The 18,046-nt window shown below is 60.5% G+C and carries 13 protein-coding genes; 4 read left to right on the top strand and 9 right to left on the bottom strand.

Translation table 11 applies throughout. The annotated features are described in order from the left end of the window. Positions 1-236: 236 nt before the first annotated feature. On the top strand, positions 237-5,105 hold the full coding sequence (locus BW43_RS13230) for an NAD-glutamate dehydrogenase (protein ID WP_032887202.1): 4,869 nt from the start codon (positions 237-239) through the stop codon (positions 5,103-5,105). A 108-nt stretch (positions 5,106-5,213) separates the two neighbouring features. Here BW43_RS13230 and BW43_RS13235 read toward each other — a convergent pair whose 3' ends face one another. From BW43_RS13235 to BW43_RS13245, 3 genes are all read right to left on the bottom strand, one after another. Then, a complete protein-coding gene (locus BW43_RS13235) occupies positions 5,214-5,900 on the bottom strand; it encodes a GntR family transcriptional regulator (RefSeq protein WP_032887200.1) in 687 nt (228 codons plus the stop codon). 16 nt (positions 5,901-5,916) lie between these two features. Beyond that, a complete protein-coding gene (locus BW43_RS13240; RefSeq protein WP_032887198.1) occupies positions 5,917-6,618 on the bottom strand; it encodes a FadR/GntR family transcriptional regulator in 702 nt (233 codons plus the stop codon). Positions 6,619-6,766: 148 nt separating this feature from the next. Next, on the bottom strand, positions 6,767-8,092 hold the full coding sequence (locus BW43_RS13245; protein WP_177326439.1) for a C4-dicarboxylate transporter DctA: 1,326 nt from the start codon (positions 8,090-8,092) through the stop codon (positions 6,767-6,769). A 217-nt stretch (positions 8,093-8,309) separates the two neighbouring features. On the opposite strand from BW43_RS13245, the gene BW43_RS13250 reads away from it, so the two are divergent. Further along, entirely contained in the window at positions 8,310-8,939 is a 630-nt protein-coding gene (locus BW43_RS13250; protein WP_032887195.1) for a DNA-3-methyladenine glycosylase I, read from the top strand. Positions 8,940-9,090: 151 nt separating this feature from the next. Here the strand turns inward: BW43_RS13250 and BW43_RS13255 are convergent, their stop codons facing one another. The 6 genes from BW43_RS13255 to BW43_RS13280 form a co-directional block, all read right to left on the bottom strand. After that, complete coding sequence (locus BW43_RS13255) at positions 9,091-9,492, bottom strand: cupin domain-containing protein (RefSeq protein WP_032887193.1); 402 nt, start codon at positions 9,490-9,492, stop codon at positions 9,091-9,093. An 84-nt stretch (positions 9,493-9,576) separates the two neighbouring features. Continuing rightward, entirely contained in the window at positions 9,577-11,010 is a 1,434-nt protein-coding gene (locus BW43_RS13260; protein WP_032887192.1) for a PLP-dependent aminotransferase family protein, read from the bottom strand. 70 nt (positions 11,011-11,080) lie between these two features. Further along, positions 11,081-11,848, bottom strand: a complete 768-nt coding sequence (locus BW43_RS13265; RefSeq protein WP_032887191.1) for an SDR family oxidoreductase — start codon at positions 11,846-11,848, stop codon at positions 11,081-11,083. 23 nt (positions 11,849-11,871) lie between these two features. Further along, positions 11,872-12,939, bottom strand: a complete 1,068-nt coding sequence (locus BW43_RS13270; RefSeq protein ID WP_032887190.1) for a phosphotransferase family protein — start codon at positions 12,937-12,939, stop codon at positions 11,872-11,874. 129 nt (positions 12,940-13,068) lie between these two features. Then, positions 13,069-14,022, bottom strand: coding sequence for a 2-hydroxyacid dehydrogenase (locus BW43_RS13275; RefSeq protein WP_032887189.1), 954 nt, complete (start codon positions 14,020-14,022; stop codon positions 13,069-13,071). 139 nt (positions 14,023-14,161) lie between these two features. Continuing rightward, a complete protein-coding gene (locus BW43_RS13280) occupies positions 14,162-14,356 on the bottom strand; it encodes a hypothetical protein (protein ID WP_032887188.1) in 195 nt (64 codons plus the stop codon). A 237-nt stretch (positions 14,357-14,593) separates the two neighbouring features. On the opposite strand from BW43_RS13280, the gene BW43_RS13285 reads away from it, so the two are divergent. Together BW43_RS13285 and BW43_RS13290 are read left to right on the top strand one after the other, a co-directional pair. After that, on the top strand, positions 14,594-15,871 hold the full coding sequence (locus tag BW43_RS13285) for a serine/threonine transporter (RefSeq protein ID WP_032887187.1): 1,278 nt from the start codon (positions 14,594-14,596) through the stop codon (positions 15,869-15,871). Between the two features lie 144 nt (positions 15,872-16,015). Next, positions 16,016-17,665 carry a SulP family inorganic anion transporter gene (locus BW43_RS13290; RefSeq protein ID WP_032887186.1) on the top strand — a complete coding sequence of 550 codons (1,650 nt, stop codon included), beginning with the start codon at positions 16,016-16,018 and terminating at the stop codon, positions 17,663-17,665. The last annotated feature ends 381 nt before the right edge of the window (positions 17,666-18,046 follow it).

The following is an 18,046-nucleotide window of genomic DNA, read 5'->3' as shown; positions in this document are numbered from 1 at the left end:
GCAGCTCTCGTTCCACAGCCTGCCAGGCGTCTGACCTGCCCGTCGTACCGTCACCCGGCAGGGTGCGCATCTTATGGAAGTTGTATGTGACCTCATTGTCTTGTCCAGCTTCACCCTCCTGTCATCCTGATTCGTCTATGGTGCTTTAGTTACCGGCGAACAGAGCTGACGGTCTCCCCGCAAGGGGATAACACGCGACGCTTCCATCAATAACAAGCCCAAGCGGAGTACCACAGATGGCGTTCTTCACCGCAGCCAGCAAGGCCGACTTCCAGCATCAACTGCAAGCGGCACTGGCGCAGCACATCAGCGAACAGGCACTGCCACAAGTGGCGCTGTTCGCTGAACAATTCTTCGGCATCATTTCCCTGGACGAACTGACCCAGCGTCGCCTTTCCGACCTGGCCGGTTGCACCCTGTCTGCCTGGCGCCTGCTTGAGCGCTTTGATCACACCCAGCCACAAGTGCGGGTCTACAACCCCGATTACGAACGTCATGGCTGGCAGTCGACCCATACCGCGGTCGAAGTGCTGCACCATGACCTGCCGTTCCTGGTGGACTCGGTGCGTACCGAGCTGAACCGTCGCGGCTACAGCATTCACACCCTGCAAACCACCGTGCTGAGTGTGCGTCGTGGCAGCAAAGGCGAGTTGCTGGAAATCCTGCCGAAAGGCACGCAGGGCGACGACATCCAGCAAGAATCGCTGATGTACCTGGAAATCGACCGCTGCGCCAACGCCGCCGAACTGAACGTGCTGAGCAAAGAGCTTGAGCAGGTTCTGGGTGAAGTGCGCGTGGCCGTGGCCGATTTTGAACCGATGAAAGCCAAGGTCCAGGACCTGCTGGCCGGTATCGACGCCAGCCAGTTCGGCATCGATGGCGAAGAAAAAGCCGAGATCAAGAACTTCCTGGAGTGGCTGGTGGGCAACCACTTCACCTTCCTGGGCTATGAAGAATTTGTGGTACGTGACGAGGCGGACGGTGGTCATATTCAATATGACGCCAGTTCCTTCCTCGGTCTGACCAAGCTGCTGCGTGCTGGCCTCACCGCCGATGACCTGCGCATCGAAGACTACGCTGTGTCTTACCTGCGTGAACCGACCGTGCTGTCGTTCGCCAAGGCTGCGCACCCAAGCCGTGTTCACCGCCCGGCCTACCCGGACTACGTATCGATCCGTGAGATCGATGCCGACGGCAAGGTCATCAAGGAACATCGCTTCATGGGCTTGTACACCTCGTCGGTGTATGGCGAAAGCGTGCGAGTCATTCCGTACATTCGTCGCAAAGTGGCCGAAATCGAACGCCGTTCGGGCTTCCAGGCCAAGGCGCACCTGGGCAAGGAGCTTGCCCAGGTCGTTGAAGTACTGCCCCGTGACGACCTGTTCCAGACCCCGGTCGACGAGCTGTTCAGCACTGTGATGTCGATTGTGCAGATTCAGGAACGCAACAAGATCCGTGTGTTCCTGCGCAAAGACCCGTACGGTCGTTTCTGCTACTGCCTGGCCTATGTGCCGCGCGACATCTATTCCACCGAAGTGCGCCAGAAGATCCAGCAAGTGCTGATGGATCGCCTGAAAGCCTCGGACTGCGAGTTCTGGACCTTCTTCTCCGAGTCCGTACTGGCCCGTGTCCAGTTGATTCTGCGGGTAGACCCCAAGAACCGCCTCGACATCGACCCGCTGCAACTGGAAAAAGAAGTGGTGCAGGCCTGCCGCAGCTGGCAGGACGACTACTCCAGCCTGGTGGTGGAAAGCTTCGGCGAAGCCCAGGGCACCAATGTGCTGGCGGACTTCCCGAAAGGCTTCCCGGCCGGCTACCGCGAGCGTTTTGCCGCGCATTCAGCCGTCGTCGACATGCAGCACCTCAACAGCCTGACCGAAGCCAACCCGCTGGTGATGAGCTTCTATCAGCCACTGGGCCAGGTCTCCGGCCAACGTGAGCTGCATTGCAAGCTCTACCACGCCGACACCCCGCTGGCGCTGTCCGACGTACTGCCAATCCTGGAAAACCTCGGCCTGCGCGTGTTGGGTGAATTCCCTTACCGACTGCGCCACGCCAATGGCCGTGAGTTCTGGATCCATGATTTTGCGTTCATCGCCGCCGAAGGCGTGAACCTGGATATCCAGCAGCTCAACGACACCCTGCAAGATGCGTTCGTGCACATCGTCCACGGCGATGCCGAGAACGATGCGTTCAACCGTCTGGTATTGACCGCCGGCCTGCCATGGCGCGACGTCGCGCTGCTGCGTGCCTACGCCCGTTACCTCAAGCAGATCCGCCTGGGCTTCGACTTGGGTTACATCGCCAGCACCCTGAACAACCACACCGACATCGCCCGCGAGTTGACCCGGTTGTTCAAAACCCGCTTCTACCTGGCGCGCAAGCTCACCGCCGATGACCTTGAAGACAAGCAGCAACGCTTGGAGCAAGCGATCCTCACGGCCCTGGACGACGTCCAGGTGCTCAACGAAGACCGCATCCTGCGTCGCTACCTGGACCTGATCAAGGCCACCCTGCGTACCAACTTCTACCAGACCGACGCCAACGGCCAGAACAAGTCGTACTTCAGCTTCAAGTTCGACCCGCGCGCCATTCCCGAGCTGCCTAAGCCGGTGCCGAAGTTTGAAATCTTCGTGTACTCGCCACGGGTCGAAGGCGTGCACCTGCGCTTTGGTAACGTCGCCCGCGGCGGCCTGCGCTGGTCCGACCGTGAAGAAGACTTCCGCACCGAAGTGCTCGGCCTGGTAAAGGCTCAGCAAGTGAAGAACTCGGTGATCGTACCGGTGGGCGCCAAGGGCGGCTTCCTGCCGCGTCGCTTGCCACTGGGCGGCACGCGGGATGAAATCGCGGCCGAGGGTATTGCCTGCTACCGCATCTTCATTTCGGGCCTGTTGGACATTACCGACAACCTCAAGGACGGCGCTCTGGTGCCGCCGGCCAACGTCGTGCGTCATGACGACGATGACCCGTACCTCGTCGTCGCAGCGGACAAGGGCACCGCGACCTTCTCCGACATCGCCAACGGCATCGCCATCGACTACGGCTTCTGGCTGGGTGATGCGTTCGCATCCGGTGGTTCCGCCGGTTACGACCACAAGAAAATGGGCATCACCGCCAAAGGCGCGTGGGTCGGTGTGCAGCGTCATTTCCGTGAGCGCGGCATCAACGTGCAGGAAGACAGCATCACCGTGGTGGGCGTCGGCGATATGGCCGGTGACGTGTTCGGTAACGGCCTGTTGATGTCCGACAAGCTGCAACTGGTCGCAGCCTTCAACCACCTGCACATCTTCATCGATCCAAACCCGAACCCGGCGACCAGCTTCGTCGAGCGTCAGCGCATGTTCGAGCTGCCGCGTTCGGCCTGGACCGACTACGACACCAGCATCATGTCCGAAGGCGGCGGTATCTTCTCGCGCAGCGCGAAGAGCATTGCCATCTCGCCGCAGATGAAAGAACGCTTCGACATCTCGGCCGACAAGCTGACCCCGACCGAACTGCTGAACGCCTTGCTCAAGGCGCCGGTGGACCTGTTGTGGAACGGCGGTATCGGTACGTACGTCAAGGCCAGCACCGAAAGCCACGCCGATGTCGGCGACAAGGCCAACGACGCGCTGCGCGTCAACGGCAACGAACTGCGCTGCAAGGTGGTGGGCGAGGGCGGTAACCTCGGCATGACCCAGCTGGGTCGTGTGGAATTCGGCCTCAATGGCGGCGGTTCCAACACCGACTTTATCGACAACGCCGGTGGTGTGGACTGCTCCGACCACGAAGTGAACATCAAAATCCTGCTCAACGAAGTGGTGCAGGCCGGTGACATGACCGACAAGCAACGCAACCAGTTGCTGGCGAGCATGACCGACGAAGTCGGCAACCTGGTGTTGGGCAACAACTATAAGCAAACCCAGGCCCTGTCCCTGGCTGCCCGCAAGGCTTACGAGCGAGCAGCCGAGTACAAACGCTTGATGAGCGACCTGGAAGGCCGTGGCAAGCTGGACCGCGCCATCGAGTACCTGCCGACCGAGGAGCAGCTCGCCGAGCGCGCCGCCAACGGCAAGGGCTTGACCCGTCCGGAACTGTCGGTGCTGATCTCGTACAGCAAGATCGACCTCAAGGAAGCATTGCTCAAGTCCCTGGTGCCGGATGACGAGTACCTGACACGTGACATGGAGACCGCGTTCCCACCGAGCCTGGTCGCCAAGTTCGGCGAGGCCATGCGTCGTCACCGCCTGAAGCGTGAGATCGTCAGCACCCAGATCGCCAACGACCTGGTTAACCACATGGGCATCACCTTCGTTCAACGACTCAAAGAGTCGACCGGCATGAGCCCGGCGAACGTGGCCGGCGCTTATGTGATCGTGCGCGACATCTTCCACCTCCCGCACTGGTTCCGCCAGATCGAAGCCCTGGACCACCAGGTCTCCGCTGACGTGCAATTGCAGTTGATGGATGAGCTGATGCGCCTGGGCCGTCGCGCTACGCGTTGGTTCCTACGCAGCCGTCGCAACGAGCAGGACGCTGGGCGTGACACCGCGCACTTCGGTCCGCACCTGGCCGCACTGGGCCTCAAGCTCGACGAACTGCTGGAAGGACCGACCCGCGAAGGCTGGCAGAAACGCTATCAGGCTTACACCGAAGCGGGCGTGCCGGAGTTGTTGGCGCGTATGGTTGCAGGCACTACTCACCTGTACACCCTGCTGCCAATCATCGAAGCCGCTGACGTAACCGGGCATGACGCCGCCGAAGTGGCCAAGGCCTACTTCGCCGTAGGTAGCGCTCTGGACTTGCCATGGTACCTGCAGCAGATCAGCGATCTGCCAGTGGCCAACAACTGGCAGGCTGCGGCTCGCGAAGCGTTCCGCGACGACGTGGACTGGCAGCAACGGGCGATTACCATTTCTGTCCTGCAAATGGCCGACGCGCCACAAGACATGGAAGCCCGCGTGGCCCTGTGGCTTGAGCAGCACAAGGACATGGCGGATCGTTGGGTGGCCATGATGGTGGAGATTCGTGCTGCGGTCGGTACGGACTACGCCATGTATGCGGTCGCGAACCGTGAGTTGCTGGACTTGGCCTTGAGTGGGCCGTCGGTACTGCAACCGGCTTGATTTAGCGCCTGAAACAAAAGCCCCTGCATTGTGAGATGCAGGGGCTTTTTGTTGGAATGCCCTTTATCAAACACCCCTCCCACATTTTTATCTCGTTTTATCTGGAGATTAATGGTGTTTCAGCAACTTGGCTTCCAGGTGATCCAGGTGTTGGGTCATCAGGGTCACTGCGGTGCTTGAGTCGCGTTGCTCCACCGCATCCACAATCGCCACATGCTCCTGCCACGCGCAATACGTGCAGGCTTTTGCTTCGAATTGGGCAATGATCAACGACGTCAACGGCACCAGGCTGTTGAGGAACTGCGCCAACGGACCATTCCCCGCCATCACCGCCAGTTGCAGGTGAAACTCCCCCGACAAGCGAATCGCCGGCCCACGCTGGTCGCGTTCAATGCACTCGCGTTCGCGAGCAATCAACTCGCGCAGTTGGCGTATCTGCGTCGCCGTGGCCTGGGCACACGCCAGTTGCACCACGGTGATTTCGGTCATGCGCCGTGCTTCGAGGATCTGCCGCGTCTGCTGTGCGTCCGGTGCCGCCACTTGAGCGCGCTGGTTGGGACGCAGGATGATCACTTGCTGATGAGACAGCTTGGCCAATACGCGGCGAATCACACTGCGGCTCACGCCAAAGGTTTCACCCAGGCTTTCTTCTGTAAAGCGGCTGGCCGGGGCGATGCGTTGTTCGAGGATCGCGTCGAACAGCCGTGGGTAAATGTCATCCACCGTTGGCTTTTTACCGGCTACCAGGCGCAGGGCGGGGAGGAAGGGCTCGCGGTGCAGGGCGTGGGCGGTCATGGTCGTCTCCAAAAAGTCAGCTGCCCAGATGGTCGTCCGGGATGTTCAAGCGAATGCCCATGCGCAGGCCTTCCTGGAGGATGTGCTTGCGCATTTCTGCGCTGGCCAAGGCGCTGTTCTTGTTGCGTATGGCGCGCACCACCGCGTCGTTTTCCTGCAGGCGCTCGGCCAGGTGTTCAGGAGAGTTGCGCAGAACCTGGGCGCTTTGCTTGAGGGCGTTGCTGGTCTGTTGCACCACGTTCTGGAAAATCGGGTTGGACGTGAGCGCAAAGAGTTCTTCGTGAAAGCCAATGTAGGCGTTCATGCCTGCTTCGGCGTCACCAGCGTCGAGAGCCTCGCGCATGTCCATTAGGGTCAAGCGCAATTGGCCAACTTCCTTGCTGCTGATGGACTGAGCCACAAGGCCTACGATGAAGGGTTCGAGGGTGTAGCGCAGTTGCAGGAGGTCTTCGAGACTGGCTTCGGCCACGGCGTCGCTGGATTGGGGCTCACTGACGCTGGTTTCGAGCACGACCACGCCTTTGCCGGGCATGGAGCGCACCAGGCCGAGGGTTTCCAGCACGATCACCGCTTCGCGCAGGCTGGGGCGGCTGATGCCCATCTGTTCGGCCAGTTCGCGCTGGCCGGGCAGCATTTCGCCCCGGCGCCACTGACCTCGCGCCAGGGCGGCGCGGAGTTTTTCTACGACTGAATTGACGACCGTTGAGGTGCTGATCACGTCGATACTTCCTTAATGTTGCTAATACAGTCATGTGGGAGGGGGCTTGCCCTCGATGGCGGTGGATCAGTTACAGATCTATCAACTGACCGTCCTCATCGGGGGCAAGCCCCCTCCCACATTAGCCAGTGTTGCCCATGAGACAGCGTTAGAATTCCTGGTGGGCCGGCAGCACCGGTTTCTTGGCCTGGAAGGCATACCCTTGCTGGCCGTCCAATACCTTGTTGGCGCGCTGGATATCGATGTCTTTTTCCCAGCGTGCGATGGCCACGGTGGCGACGCAGTTGCCGATCAGGTTAGTCAGTGCGCGGCCGATGCCCATGAACCAATCCACCGCCAATACCAACACCAGGCCCACTACCGGAATCGCCGGGATTGCTGTCAGCGTTGCCGCCAGGATCACCAGCGCAGAGCCGGGAATCCCGTGGGCGCCTTTGGAGGTGATCAACGACACGAGCAGGATGGTCAGCAAGTCAGTCATCGACAGCGGCGTGCCGGTGGCGTTGGCGATAAACACAATGGCCAGGGTCAGGTAGATCGAGAAACCGTCTAGGTTGAACGAATACCCCGTTGGAATCACCAGGCCGACGGTGGAGCTACCAATGCCCAGGTGTTCGAGTTTGCGCATGACCTGCGGCAGCACGGCATCGGAGGAGGCGGTCCCCATTACGATCAGCAGTTCTTCGCGCAGGTACTTAAGCAACGGCAGCATGCGCAGGCCCGACAGGCGCATTACCAGGCCCAGGATCAGTCCGACGAAGGCAAAGCAGGTCAGGTAGAACAGGCCAACCAGGCTGCCCAGGTGTTGCAGGGAGTCCAGGCCGTAAGTGCTGGTGGTGAAGGCAATCGCGCCGAACACACCGATTGGCGCCAGGCGCACGATCATGCCCATGATGCGGAAGATCACGTGGCTAAGCTCATTGATCAGCCGTGTGATGCCTGAGGCCGCTTCGCCCACCAGGTTCAGCGCGCTGCCAAACAGCACCGAGAACAGCAGCACTTGCAGCACGTTGTTGTCGGCAAAGGCGCCGATCACCGAGTTGGGGATCAGGTCCATCAGGAACTGGCTGGTGCCCTTGATGTGCTGGCCCTTGTCGGCCAGTTCATTGAGGCCGGCGGAGGAGAGCTGCTCCAGGTGGATATTGGCACCTTGGCCGATACCGGTGCTGAAGGCCATGACCAGGCCGATCACCAGGGCGATGGTGGTGAGGATTTCAAAGTAGATCACCGACTTGAGGCCGATTCGTCCGACTTTCTTCAAGTCGCCGGCGCCGGAAATGCCACTGACCACGACGCAGAACACGATCAGGCCAATCAGCATTTTGATCAGCTTGATAAAGCCGTCACCCAGGGGTTTGAGTTGCGAGGAGAATTCGGGAAGGGCCAGGCCGCAGATGATGCCAAGCATCAGGCCAATTACGACTTGCAGGAAAATCGAACGCGAGCACCATCTGAGCATGGGAGGGATCTCTATTCGGTGCCCTGGTGGTTCCAGGGCTTAATTGTTGTGGTCATACCGGTAAGTCCAGTGCGGGGCCAGTCTACGCCGGGTTTTTTCGAAATCACAAGTCATTATTGGTTGATTGACAAGTCCCGGTCTGACCAGTTGGTCGCTGAGGGCGATGCTTGAGCGGTTGGCGGGCTGGAAAAATTTTCGTCTATCATCCGCCGCTCGGCTTATGAGGTGATGGATGGACACTCCAGGATTGACCACTGACGCAGCGGGCCACACCCATTGCAGCTGGCGCACCTCGGCGCCGGAATATCCGCGTTACCACGACCAGGAGTGGGGTGTGCCGGTGGCGGACGATGTCCAGCTGTACGAGAAAATTTGCTTGGAAGGCTTTCAGGCGGGGATGGCGTGGATCACCATTTTGCGCAAGCGCGAGCAGTTTCGTGCGGCGTTCGAGGGCTTTGATTTTCGTCGGGTGGCGCAGTACGGCGAGGCTGATATAGAGCGGCTGATGCAGGATCCGGGGATTGTGCGTAATCGGGCCAAAATCGTGTCCACCATCAACAACGCGCGCAGGGCCTGTGAGCTGGTGGATGAAACCGGATCGCTGGCGCGGTGGTTGTGGGCGTTCGAGCCGGGTGATGAAGAGCGCCCGGCAGTGGTGGACCTGGCTTACTGGACGGGCAACCCCACCTCACCGGCCTCGGTGCGACTGTCCAAGGCCCTTAAAAAACGTGGCTGGACCTTTGTAGGTCCGACCACGATGTATGCGCTGATGCAGGCGATGGGGATGGTCAATGATCACCTTGAGGGCTGTGCGTGCCGGTCAAGAATCGAAGAACTGCGCTGCCTATTCAAACGCCCCTAGTCCCTGACTCAACGCGGTCAAAACTGTGGGAGGGGGCTTGCTCCCGATAGCGGTAGTTCAGCCAAATGGGTGTCGACTACCCATTGCTATCGGGAGCAAGCCCCTCACACACATAGCGACCGCCCATACTTCTGATGGATGTCTTAGCTGATTATTTTGGAAGAGGGGTCAGCACCTCGGCCTTGTCATCCAACACCATCACCACCAGTAACTTCGCTGGCTGGGTCTGGCTGGCGTTGCTGGATTCAAAGTGCCGCGAACCCGCGGGCTCGTAGAACGATTCGCCGACCTTGTAGGTTATCGCTTTCTCATCATTGACCCGCGAAGTGATCGCGCCCTCCAGCACATAGGCCACCGCCGTCCCCGTATGGCTATGGGGAACGGTGGCCTGGCCGGGGGCGTAATCAACGGTGAGCATGATGGTTTTCTTGCCGGGCACGTTGGTCAGGGCGTGCTCCTGCAGCACCTTGATCGACTCTTGGTTGTACACCGGTTCGTGGGCAAAGGCGCTGAGTGAGGCGAGCATCAGGGTGGTGGCGAGCAGGCGATTCATGTTCGGGTTTCCGAGTAGTTCTAGACCTGTCCACCCTACGCCGCAGAACCTGGCCGACCAATGACCAATCCGCCGGAAAAGCCCCTAGCCAATCTGTTTGAGAATGTCGCGCACCTTGTCCAGCGCCGGGTCTATATCCAGGGTTTCGATGGCGCCGAATCCAATAATCAGCCCAGGGCGCACCGGTGCGTCGTGGAAGAACACATCAAGCGGGTATAAACCCACTTCGGCCTCACGCGCCAATGTCATCAGCAACGGAATGCTCACCGGCACCTTGCACAGCGCCGCCATATGAAACCCCGCCACGGTGGGCACGGCTTCGAACCACGGCGACAAATCCCCGGCCAGTCGTTGCAGGATGCGCTCACGACGCCCGGCATATACGGAGTGGCAGCGGCGGATGTGTTTGAGCAGGTAGCCTTCACTGATGAACTTGGCCAGCGCCCATTGCGGCAAGGTGGAGCTGTGCTGGTCGGTCAATTGCTTGGCCTTGAGTACCGCGCCGTGGATCGCCGGCGGCAGCACCAGATAGCCCAGGCGCAGTTCGGGCAGCAGGGTTTTGGAGAAGGTGCCGACGTAAGTGACTACGCCGCGTGTGTCCATGCTTTGCAGGGAATCGGTGGGGCGGCCTTCGTAGCGGAATTCACTGTCGTAGTCGTCCTCGATGATGATCGCCCCCAGGTCGAAGGCGCGGACCAGCAAGGCTTCACGGCGCGCCAGGCTCATGGGCATGCCGAGGGGGAACTGGTGGGAGGGGGTCACATAGATCAAGCGGGTGCCGTCGGGGATCTGATCCACCTGAATGCCTTGGTCATCCACCGGCACACTGGCGACGCGGGCGCCCATCGCTTGGAACAACTGGCGTGCGGGGCTGTAGCCAGGGTCTTCCATGGCGACGATGCTGCCTGGTTCCAGCACCACGCGGGCCAGCAGGTCCAGCCCCTGTTGCGCGCCATTGGTGACCACGATGTCGTCATCGCGGCATTTGACGCCTCGGGAAAAGGCGATATGCCCAGCGATGGCGCTGCGCAGTGCCGGCAAGCCTTCGGGTTGGCTGTAGAAGCCGCTGTTCTGGGCAATGCGGCGCAGCGCGTCCTGGGTGCAGCGTCGCCATTCGTCTTGTGGGAACTGATTGCGGCTGGTGGCGCCGCCGAGAAATTCGTAGCGCAGGAGGTTGTCGCGTGTGGGGTGGCGCATCGGCGAGGGCAGCGCCTGCCATTTAGCCAGGTTGTTGGCGCAGGCCAGGTCGGTGGCAGTTTGCAGGCGATCCGCAGGGGGCGCCCAAGCGTTAACGAAGGTGCCACGACCGATCTTTCCCACCAGCAAGCCTTCATAGGTCAACGTGGCGTAGGTATCGGACACGGTCTTGCGCGATACGCCCAACTGCTCGGCCAGCAGGCGGCTGGGCGGCAGTTGCGCGCCTGCCGCGAGACGCCCGGACGCAATGGCTTCGCGCAATTGCTGATAAAGCTGAGCCGCCAGGTCCTTGCGGCCTTTGATGACGATGTGCAGTTCCATGTTTCACTCTGAGACAAATCGATCTACGCCAAGGTTACGCGTAAATCGACCTGTAGAAACCCGGGCGAAGTCAGGAGAGGAAACCACCGTCTACATTCAGCGACACACCGGTGGTGTAGCTGGACGCGTCACTCGCCAGAAACAGCACCGCGCCGGCCATCTCGCTTGGGTCGGCCACACGCTTGAGCGGGATCTGCGCCAGGGCCATTTTCAGGATCGCATCGTTTTTCACCAGCGCCGAGGCGAACTTGGTGTCCGTCAGGCCCGGCAGCAGGGCGTTGCAACGGATGCCGAATTCAGCGCATTCCTTGGCGAACACTTTGGTCATGTTGATCACCGCGGCCTTGGTCACCGAGTAGATGCCTTGGAAGACACCCGGCGAGATGCCGTTGATCGAGGCCACGTTGATGATGCTGCCGCCGCCGTTTTCGCGCATCAGCTTGCCGGCTTCCACCGACATGAAGAAGTAGCCGCGAATGTTCACGTCAACGGTCTTCTGGAACGCGCCCAGATCGGTGTCCAGCACGTTGCAGAACTGCGGGTTGGTGGCTGCGTTGTTGACCAGAATATCCAGGCGGCCGAACTGCTCGCGAATGCCGGCGAACACCTGGCTAATCTGCTCCATTTCACCAATATGGCAGGCAACCGCAGTGGCCTTGCCGCCGTCGGCGATGATTGCGTCGGCCACATGCTGGCAGCCTTCTAGCTTGCGGCTGGAGACGATCACATGGGCGCCTTGCTGGGCCAGCAACTTGGCGATGGCCTCACCGATGCCACGGCTGGCGCCGGAGACAAACGCAATTTTGCCGTCGAGGTCGAACAGATGAGTCTTGGACATGGGGGTTCCTTGTTTTTGTGCGATCAGAGGGCTGATTTAGCGATTACCTTCAGGCTCATTTGCTCCAGCAGTGAGTTCATGTGAATGAACTGAGCAAAGCGTTTGTCCTGGGTCTGGCCATGGAAGAAACGGTAGTAGATCTGCTGCACGATGCCGGCCAGGCGGAACAGGCCGTAGGTGTAGTAGAAGTCGAAATTATCGATCTGGATGCCCGACCGTTCGGCGTAGTAGTCGACGAACTCGCGGCGGGTGAGCATCCCGGGCGCATTGCTCGGCTGGCGGCGCATCAGTTGCACCGGCGCGGGGTCGGCGGCCTCTATCCAGTAGGCTAGGGTGTTGCCCAAGTCCATCAGCGGATCGCCGAGTGTGGTGAGCTCCCAGTCCAGTACGCCGATGATCTGCATCGGGTTGTGTGGGTCGAGGATCACGTTGTCGAAGCGGTAGTCGTTATGCACGATGCTTGATGTCGGGTGGTCGGCCGGCATCTTGTCGTTGAGCCAGGCCCGCACTGCCTCCCATTTGGGCGCATCGGGGGTCAGGGCCTTTTCGTAGCGGTCGCTCCAGCCGCGAATCTGGCGTGCCACATAGCCTTCGGGTTTGCCCAGGTCGGCCAGTCCGCAGGCGTTGTAGTCGACTTGGTGCAGCTCGACGAACTTGTCGATAAAGCTTTTGCACAGTGCTTCGGTCTTGGTTGCATCCAGTCCCAGCTCAGGCGGCAGGTCGGAGCGCAGGATGATGCCCTTGACGCGTTCCATCACGTAGAACTCAGCGCCGATCACCGATTCATCGGTGCAATGCACATAGGCTTTGGGGCAATACGGGAAGCCATCTTTTAGCTGATTGAGAATGCGGAATTCACGGCCCATGTCATGGGCTGACTTGGCCTTGTGACCGAAGGGCGGGCGGCGCAGGACGAATTCCTGCCCAGGGTATTCCAACAGGTAAGTCAGGTTGGACGCGCCGCCGGGGAACTGACTGATCGCAGGCGTGCCGCTCAGGCCCGGGATATGGGCCTTGAGATAGGGATCGATCAGGCCAGCATCAAGTTCTTCGCCTGGGCGAATCTGGGTCGATTGGTCGTTCAGCGCCATGCTTATCCCTTCTGCTTATTCTAAAGGCCTTGGACTATTTCCTAATCTAATGCGCACGACCGCCCAGCGACAAGGTCGGGGCGGCTTAATAGGTTAGCGTGTTGGATGATGATCAGCGTGCCTGATTGGTCATTTTACGGGCGCGGGTAATACGACCGGCGTGAGCACTGGTCGGCCGGCGAAGTACTCCACCAGATTGTCGGCCACCCGTTGCACGGTGTCGTGAGCGGCTTCCGGTGAAAGGCCGGCCACATGGGAGGTGAGTACGGTATTGCTCAGGTGCTTGAGGGCGTCGGGCACCTTGGGTTCGTCGTCGAATACATCCAGCGCAGCCCCGCCAATGCGGCGCTGTTCAAGGGCGGTGATCAGGTCGGCGGTAACCACGACGCTGCCACGGCCGATATTGACCAGGTAGCCATTCGGCCCCAGAGCATCCAGGGCGTGACGATCAATCAGGTGACGGGTGCTCGGGCCACCGGGCGTGGCCAGGATCATGAAGTCCGAAGTGCGCGCCAGCTCCACGGCGCTGGCGCAGTAGGTGTAGTCCACATCATCACGGGGCTGACGGTTGTGATAGCTCACTTCCATACCGAATCCGAGGGCGGCGCGCTTGGCTATTTCCAGGCCCACGGCGCCCAAGCCAAGAATGCCAAGTTGCTTGCCGCCCAGGGAAGGGCGCATCACCTTGGGCCATTCACCGCGCCGCACGGCGACGTCGGTCTGCGGGATGCCGCGCACCAGGGACAGCAACAGCGCCATAGCGTGGTCCGCCACCGACGGCGCATTCACCCCGGCGCCGTTGGTCACGACAATCCCACGATTGCTGGCGGCCTGCAGGTCAACATGTTCGTAACCGGCGCCGATCACACAGATGATTTCCAGCAGCGGCAGCGCGGCGATTTCGTCGGCGTAGAGGCCCAGGGGGCCGCGGGTCAACACGGCGTTGATCTGGCCGCCATAGCGCTTGATGGCTTGGGCTCGTTCGGCTGGAGTTGGCGCCAGGATCACATGAAAGTCATTGCTCTCGATGATTTGCAGGTAGTCGTTGATGGTTTCAACCAGGACCAGAACAGTGGTGGTCATCGGACGGCTCTTCCTTGTGGGGCGGGATGGAAGAGAGAGTATGCGACATTTTATAGGGCGGTGATGCAAGGTCCGCAGGGGGCGGGTAGAGGGCAGTGAATCCATAGCATGGATCCACGCCCTGGTGAGTCGCGCAGTCTTAGCCGATGCGAGGCATTGGGATCATTGTGTTGTTCGGTTTGGGCGCAGCAGCGTATTCAATGCCGTTAAAAGGGAAGCTGGGAGGCTGCTGTGGCTTGGGCTTATCTTGTGCCGCGATTTGATCGGCAATATGCATCGCCACGCTGTCGACCAAGTGGCCGGCGTGGGACAGATTGAGGTTTGAAATCGTCATGGTTGAATCTCCAAGGTTCGTGATAAGGCTCCCTCTGAGTGGGCGAAACAGGCGTCACGTTCCTGACTGGAACAAATTGTCGTCAATTGGATTAATCTGCTTCGTACAACCATTCCTCAGCTAAGTCTTTGCTTATTCAAAAGAATCCCGGACAATCCGGCCCCTTCTATGGTCGGGGCGCTGCCTGTCAGGTTTTTCTGACTCGTCCCGGCCGTGTAAATGCGGAGATCCGACCGGATGAATGATCAGGCCAATAGCGTCGACGAACGCTATGCAACGACACCTGCAACCCTCACAAGCTGGAGCCGCCAGGACACCACCTGGATGCTTGGCCTGTTCGGCACCGCCATTGGCGCCGGTACCTTGTTCCTGCCAATCAACGCCGGCCTGGGCGGTTTCTGGCCGCTGGTGATCCTGGCAGTGCTGGCGTTTCCGATGACCTTCTTTGCCCACCGTGGGCTGACCCGTTTTGTGCTCTCCGGCCGTGAAGGTTCGGACATTACTGATGTGGTCGAAGAGCATTTCGGTATCAAAGCGGGTGCACTGATCACCTTGCTGTACTTCTTCGCGATTTTCCCGATCCTGCTGATCTACAGCGTGGCCCTGACCAACACGGTCAGCAGCTTTATGGAACACCAGTTGCACATCATGCCGCCGCCACGGGCGTTGCTGGCGTTTGTGCTGATCCTCGGCCTGCTGGCGGTGGTGCGTTGCGGCGAACAAGTGATCGTCAAGGCCATGAGCATGATGGTGTACCCGTTTATCGTCGCCTTGCTGTTCCTCGCGGTGTACCTGATCCCGCATTGGAACGGTGGCATCCTCAGCACCGCGAGTGTGGTCCCGGCGCCTTCGGCCTTGCTCAATACCCTGTGGCTGGCGATTCCGGTGATGGTGTTCTCGTTCAACCACTCGCCGATCATCTCGGCGTTTGCGGTTGACCAGAAGCGCCAGTACGGCGAACACGCCGATGAGCGCAGTTCGCAGATCCTGTCCCGCGCGCACCTGTTGATGGTGGTGATGGTGCTGTTCTTCGTGTTCAGCTGCGTGCTGACCCTGTCGCCGGCCCAGTTAGCTGAAGCGAAGGCGCAGAACCTGTCGATCCTGTCGTACCTGGCCAACCACTTCAACAACCCGACCATCGCGTTCGCTGCACCGTTGATCGCGTTCGTGGCGATTGCCAAGTCGTTCCTCGGTCATTACATCGGCGCGAGCGAAGGCCTCAAGGGTCTGGTGCTCAAAAGCGGTCGCCGTCCAGCTGCGAAGACGCTGGACCGTATGACTGCGGGCTTCATGCTGGTGGTGTGCTGGATCGTCGCCACGCTGAACCCCAGCATCCTCGGTATGATCGAGACCCTGGGCGGGCCAATCATTGCGTCGATCCTGTTCCTGATGCCGATGTACGCGATCCGCAAGGTGCCGGCCATGGCCAAGTACCGTGGGCACGCGTCCAACGTGTTTGTCACCGCAGTGGGCCTGGTGGCAATTACTGCATTGATTTACTCGCTGCTGTCCTGAACCCAGGGCTCACGCAAGCAAGCCGATTCGCGCATAGCGCGAATCGGCTTTTTTTTGCCCGCGCAAAAGCTGATGCGGCTCAACCGCAGCCGAGCAATGAGGGCTAAGCTTACGCACGCTTTTTGCCAGGATGGGTTGGGCCGATTGAAGACTGAAACCGATGCACCCGTTGCCGTACCGTCGAACCGCATCCAAGACCTGCTGGCTGGCCTATCCATCGCGGGTTTGCTGCTGCCGGAAGCCGTCGCCTATTCCAGTATCGCCGCGCTGCCGCCCCAGGCCGGGGTGATCGCTTTATTTGCCGGCCTGGTGTGCTACGGCCTGTTCGGCACCAGCCGCTTTGCGATTGTTTCGGCTACCTCGTCGTCGGCGGCCGTTTTGGCGGCGGCGACGGCGAGCCTGGCGGGAGATGACCCGGCATTGAGGCTTTCCCTGGCCTTCGGGCTGGTACTGCTCACCGGGGTGTTTTTCCTGTTGGCCGGCCTGTTGAAACTTGGCGGCGTCACTTCGTTTATCGCCAAGCCCGTGTTGCGTGGCTTCGCCTTCGGCCTGGCGCTGACCATCATCCTCAAGCAATTGGCCAGTGTGGTGGGCGTGCACCTGACCGATAACAACCTGATCCGTTTTCTGCCGCAGTTGCTGGAGCAGCTACCGCGCTGGAACTGGCCTGCGGCACTGGTGGCGGGGCTGGCGTTGCTGGTGTTGTGGCTGTGCGCACGCTTCCCGCGTCTGCCGGGTGGTTTGGTGGTCGTGGTGCTCGGCATCGCTGCCGGGCAGTACTTGGACCTGCAGGCCTATGGCGTGGCGCAGATCGGCATGATCGACCTGCGCCTGGAGCTGGGGCATTTGCCGGTGCTGCCGTTTGCCGACTGGCTGCGCCTCGGGGAATTGGCGTTTGCGCTGGTGATGATCCTGTACGCGGAGTCCTACGGCTCTATCAGTTCGTTCGCGCTCAAGCATGGCGACCGCGTGTCCTCCAACCGTGACTTGCTTGCGCTGGGAGTGGCCAACCTGGTCTCCGGTCTGTTCCACGGCATGCCGGCCGGTGCCGGGTATTCGGCGACGTCGGCCAACGAGGCGGCCGGCGCCTATTCGCGCCTGGCGGGGATTGTCGCGGCGCTGGTGATATTGCTGATCGTGCTGACGGTGCTGCCCTATGTCGCGCTCACGCCGGAGCCGGTGTTGGCGGCCGTCGTCATCTATGCCCTGGGTCGAGGCTTGAGTTTGCAGCCGCTGGGGCGTTATTTCCTGTGGCGCCGCGATCGCGTGCTGGTGATTTGTGCGGTGGCGGCGGTGCTCGTGCTGGGCGTGCTGGATGGTTTGCTACTCGCGGTCGCAATCAGTGTGATGTTGATGCTGCGCCAGATGTCATCAGCCGACATTCAAGTGCTGGGCCGCCTCGGTGACAGCCATGATTTTGTCGACCGCCTGCACCATGCCGATGCCCTGGCCGTCCCGGGGGTATTGATCGTGCGGCCCAGCGAAGCGCTATTTTTTGCGAACGCCGAGCGCATCCTGGGCGCGGCCTTGCGCCTGATGCGTCATTCCCAGGCGCAGGCGGTAGTGTTGAGCCTGGAAGAATCGCCGGACCTCGACGGCACCAGCATCGAAGCGCTGGCGGCTTTTTTTGCGCAAGTACACGGGGGGGGCAAGCGCCTGGTACTTGCCCGCGTGCGGCATGACGCGCGCGAGGTGTTGCAGGGGCTGCCCGAAGCATTGGCGTCCCATGTGCTGCTCAGTGGCTTGAGCGTCGATGGCGCGGTGCAGCTGGCGCTGGAGGTGAGCAAGGCGTGACGCGTGGGGATTGCTCCAAATAGCGGTGGGTCAGTGGCAGATGCATCAACTGACACTCCTCCATCGGGGGCAAGCCCCCTCCCACATTTGGATCGGTGTCTTCAGCCAGTCCACCTTGAGGATCAGGCGGTGGTGCGGTTGAAGGTATAAGGTCGCCCGTTGGGGTCAAAACTGTGGGAGGGGGCAAGCCCCCTCCCACATTTGGATCGGTGTCTTCAGCCAGCTCACCTTGAGAATCAGACGGTGGTGCGGTTGAAGGTATAAGGTCGCCCGTTGCGGTCAAAGCTGTGGGAGGGGACAAGCCCCCTGCCACATTTGGATCGGTGTCTTCAGCCAGCCCACCTTGAGGATCAGACGGTGGTGCGGTTGAAGGTATAAGGA

Origin of the sequence: Pseudomonas sp. RIT357 (assembly GCF_000632245.1) — a bacterium.
In the GTDB taxonomy this organism is placed as follows: domain Bacteria; phylum Pseudomonadota; class Gammaproteobacteria; order Pseudomonadales; family Pseudomonadaceae; genus Aquipseudomonas; species Aquipseudomonas sivasensis.
The sequence above is the reverse complement of the archived record's forward strand: the minus strand, read 5'-3'. Positions and strand labels throughout refer to the sequence as shown.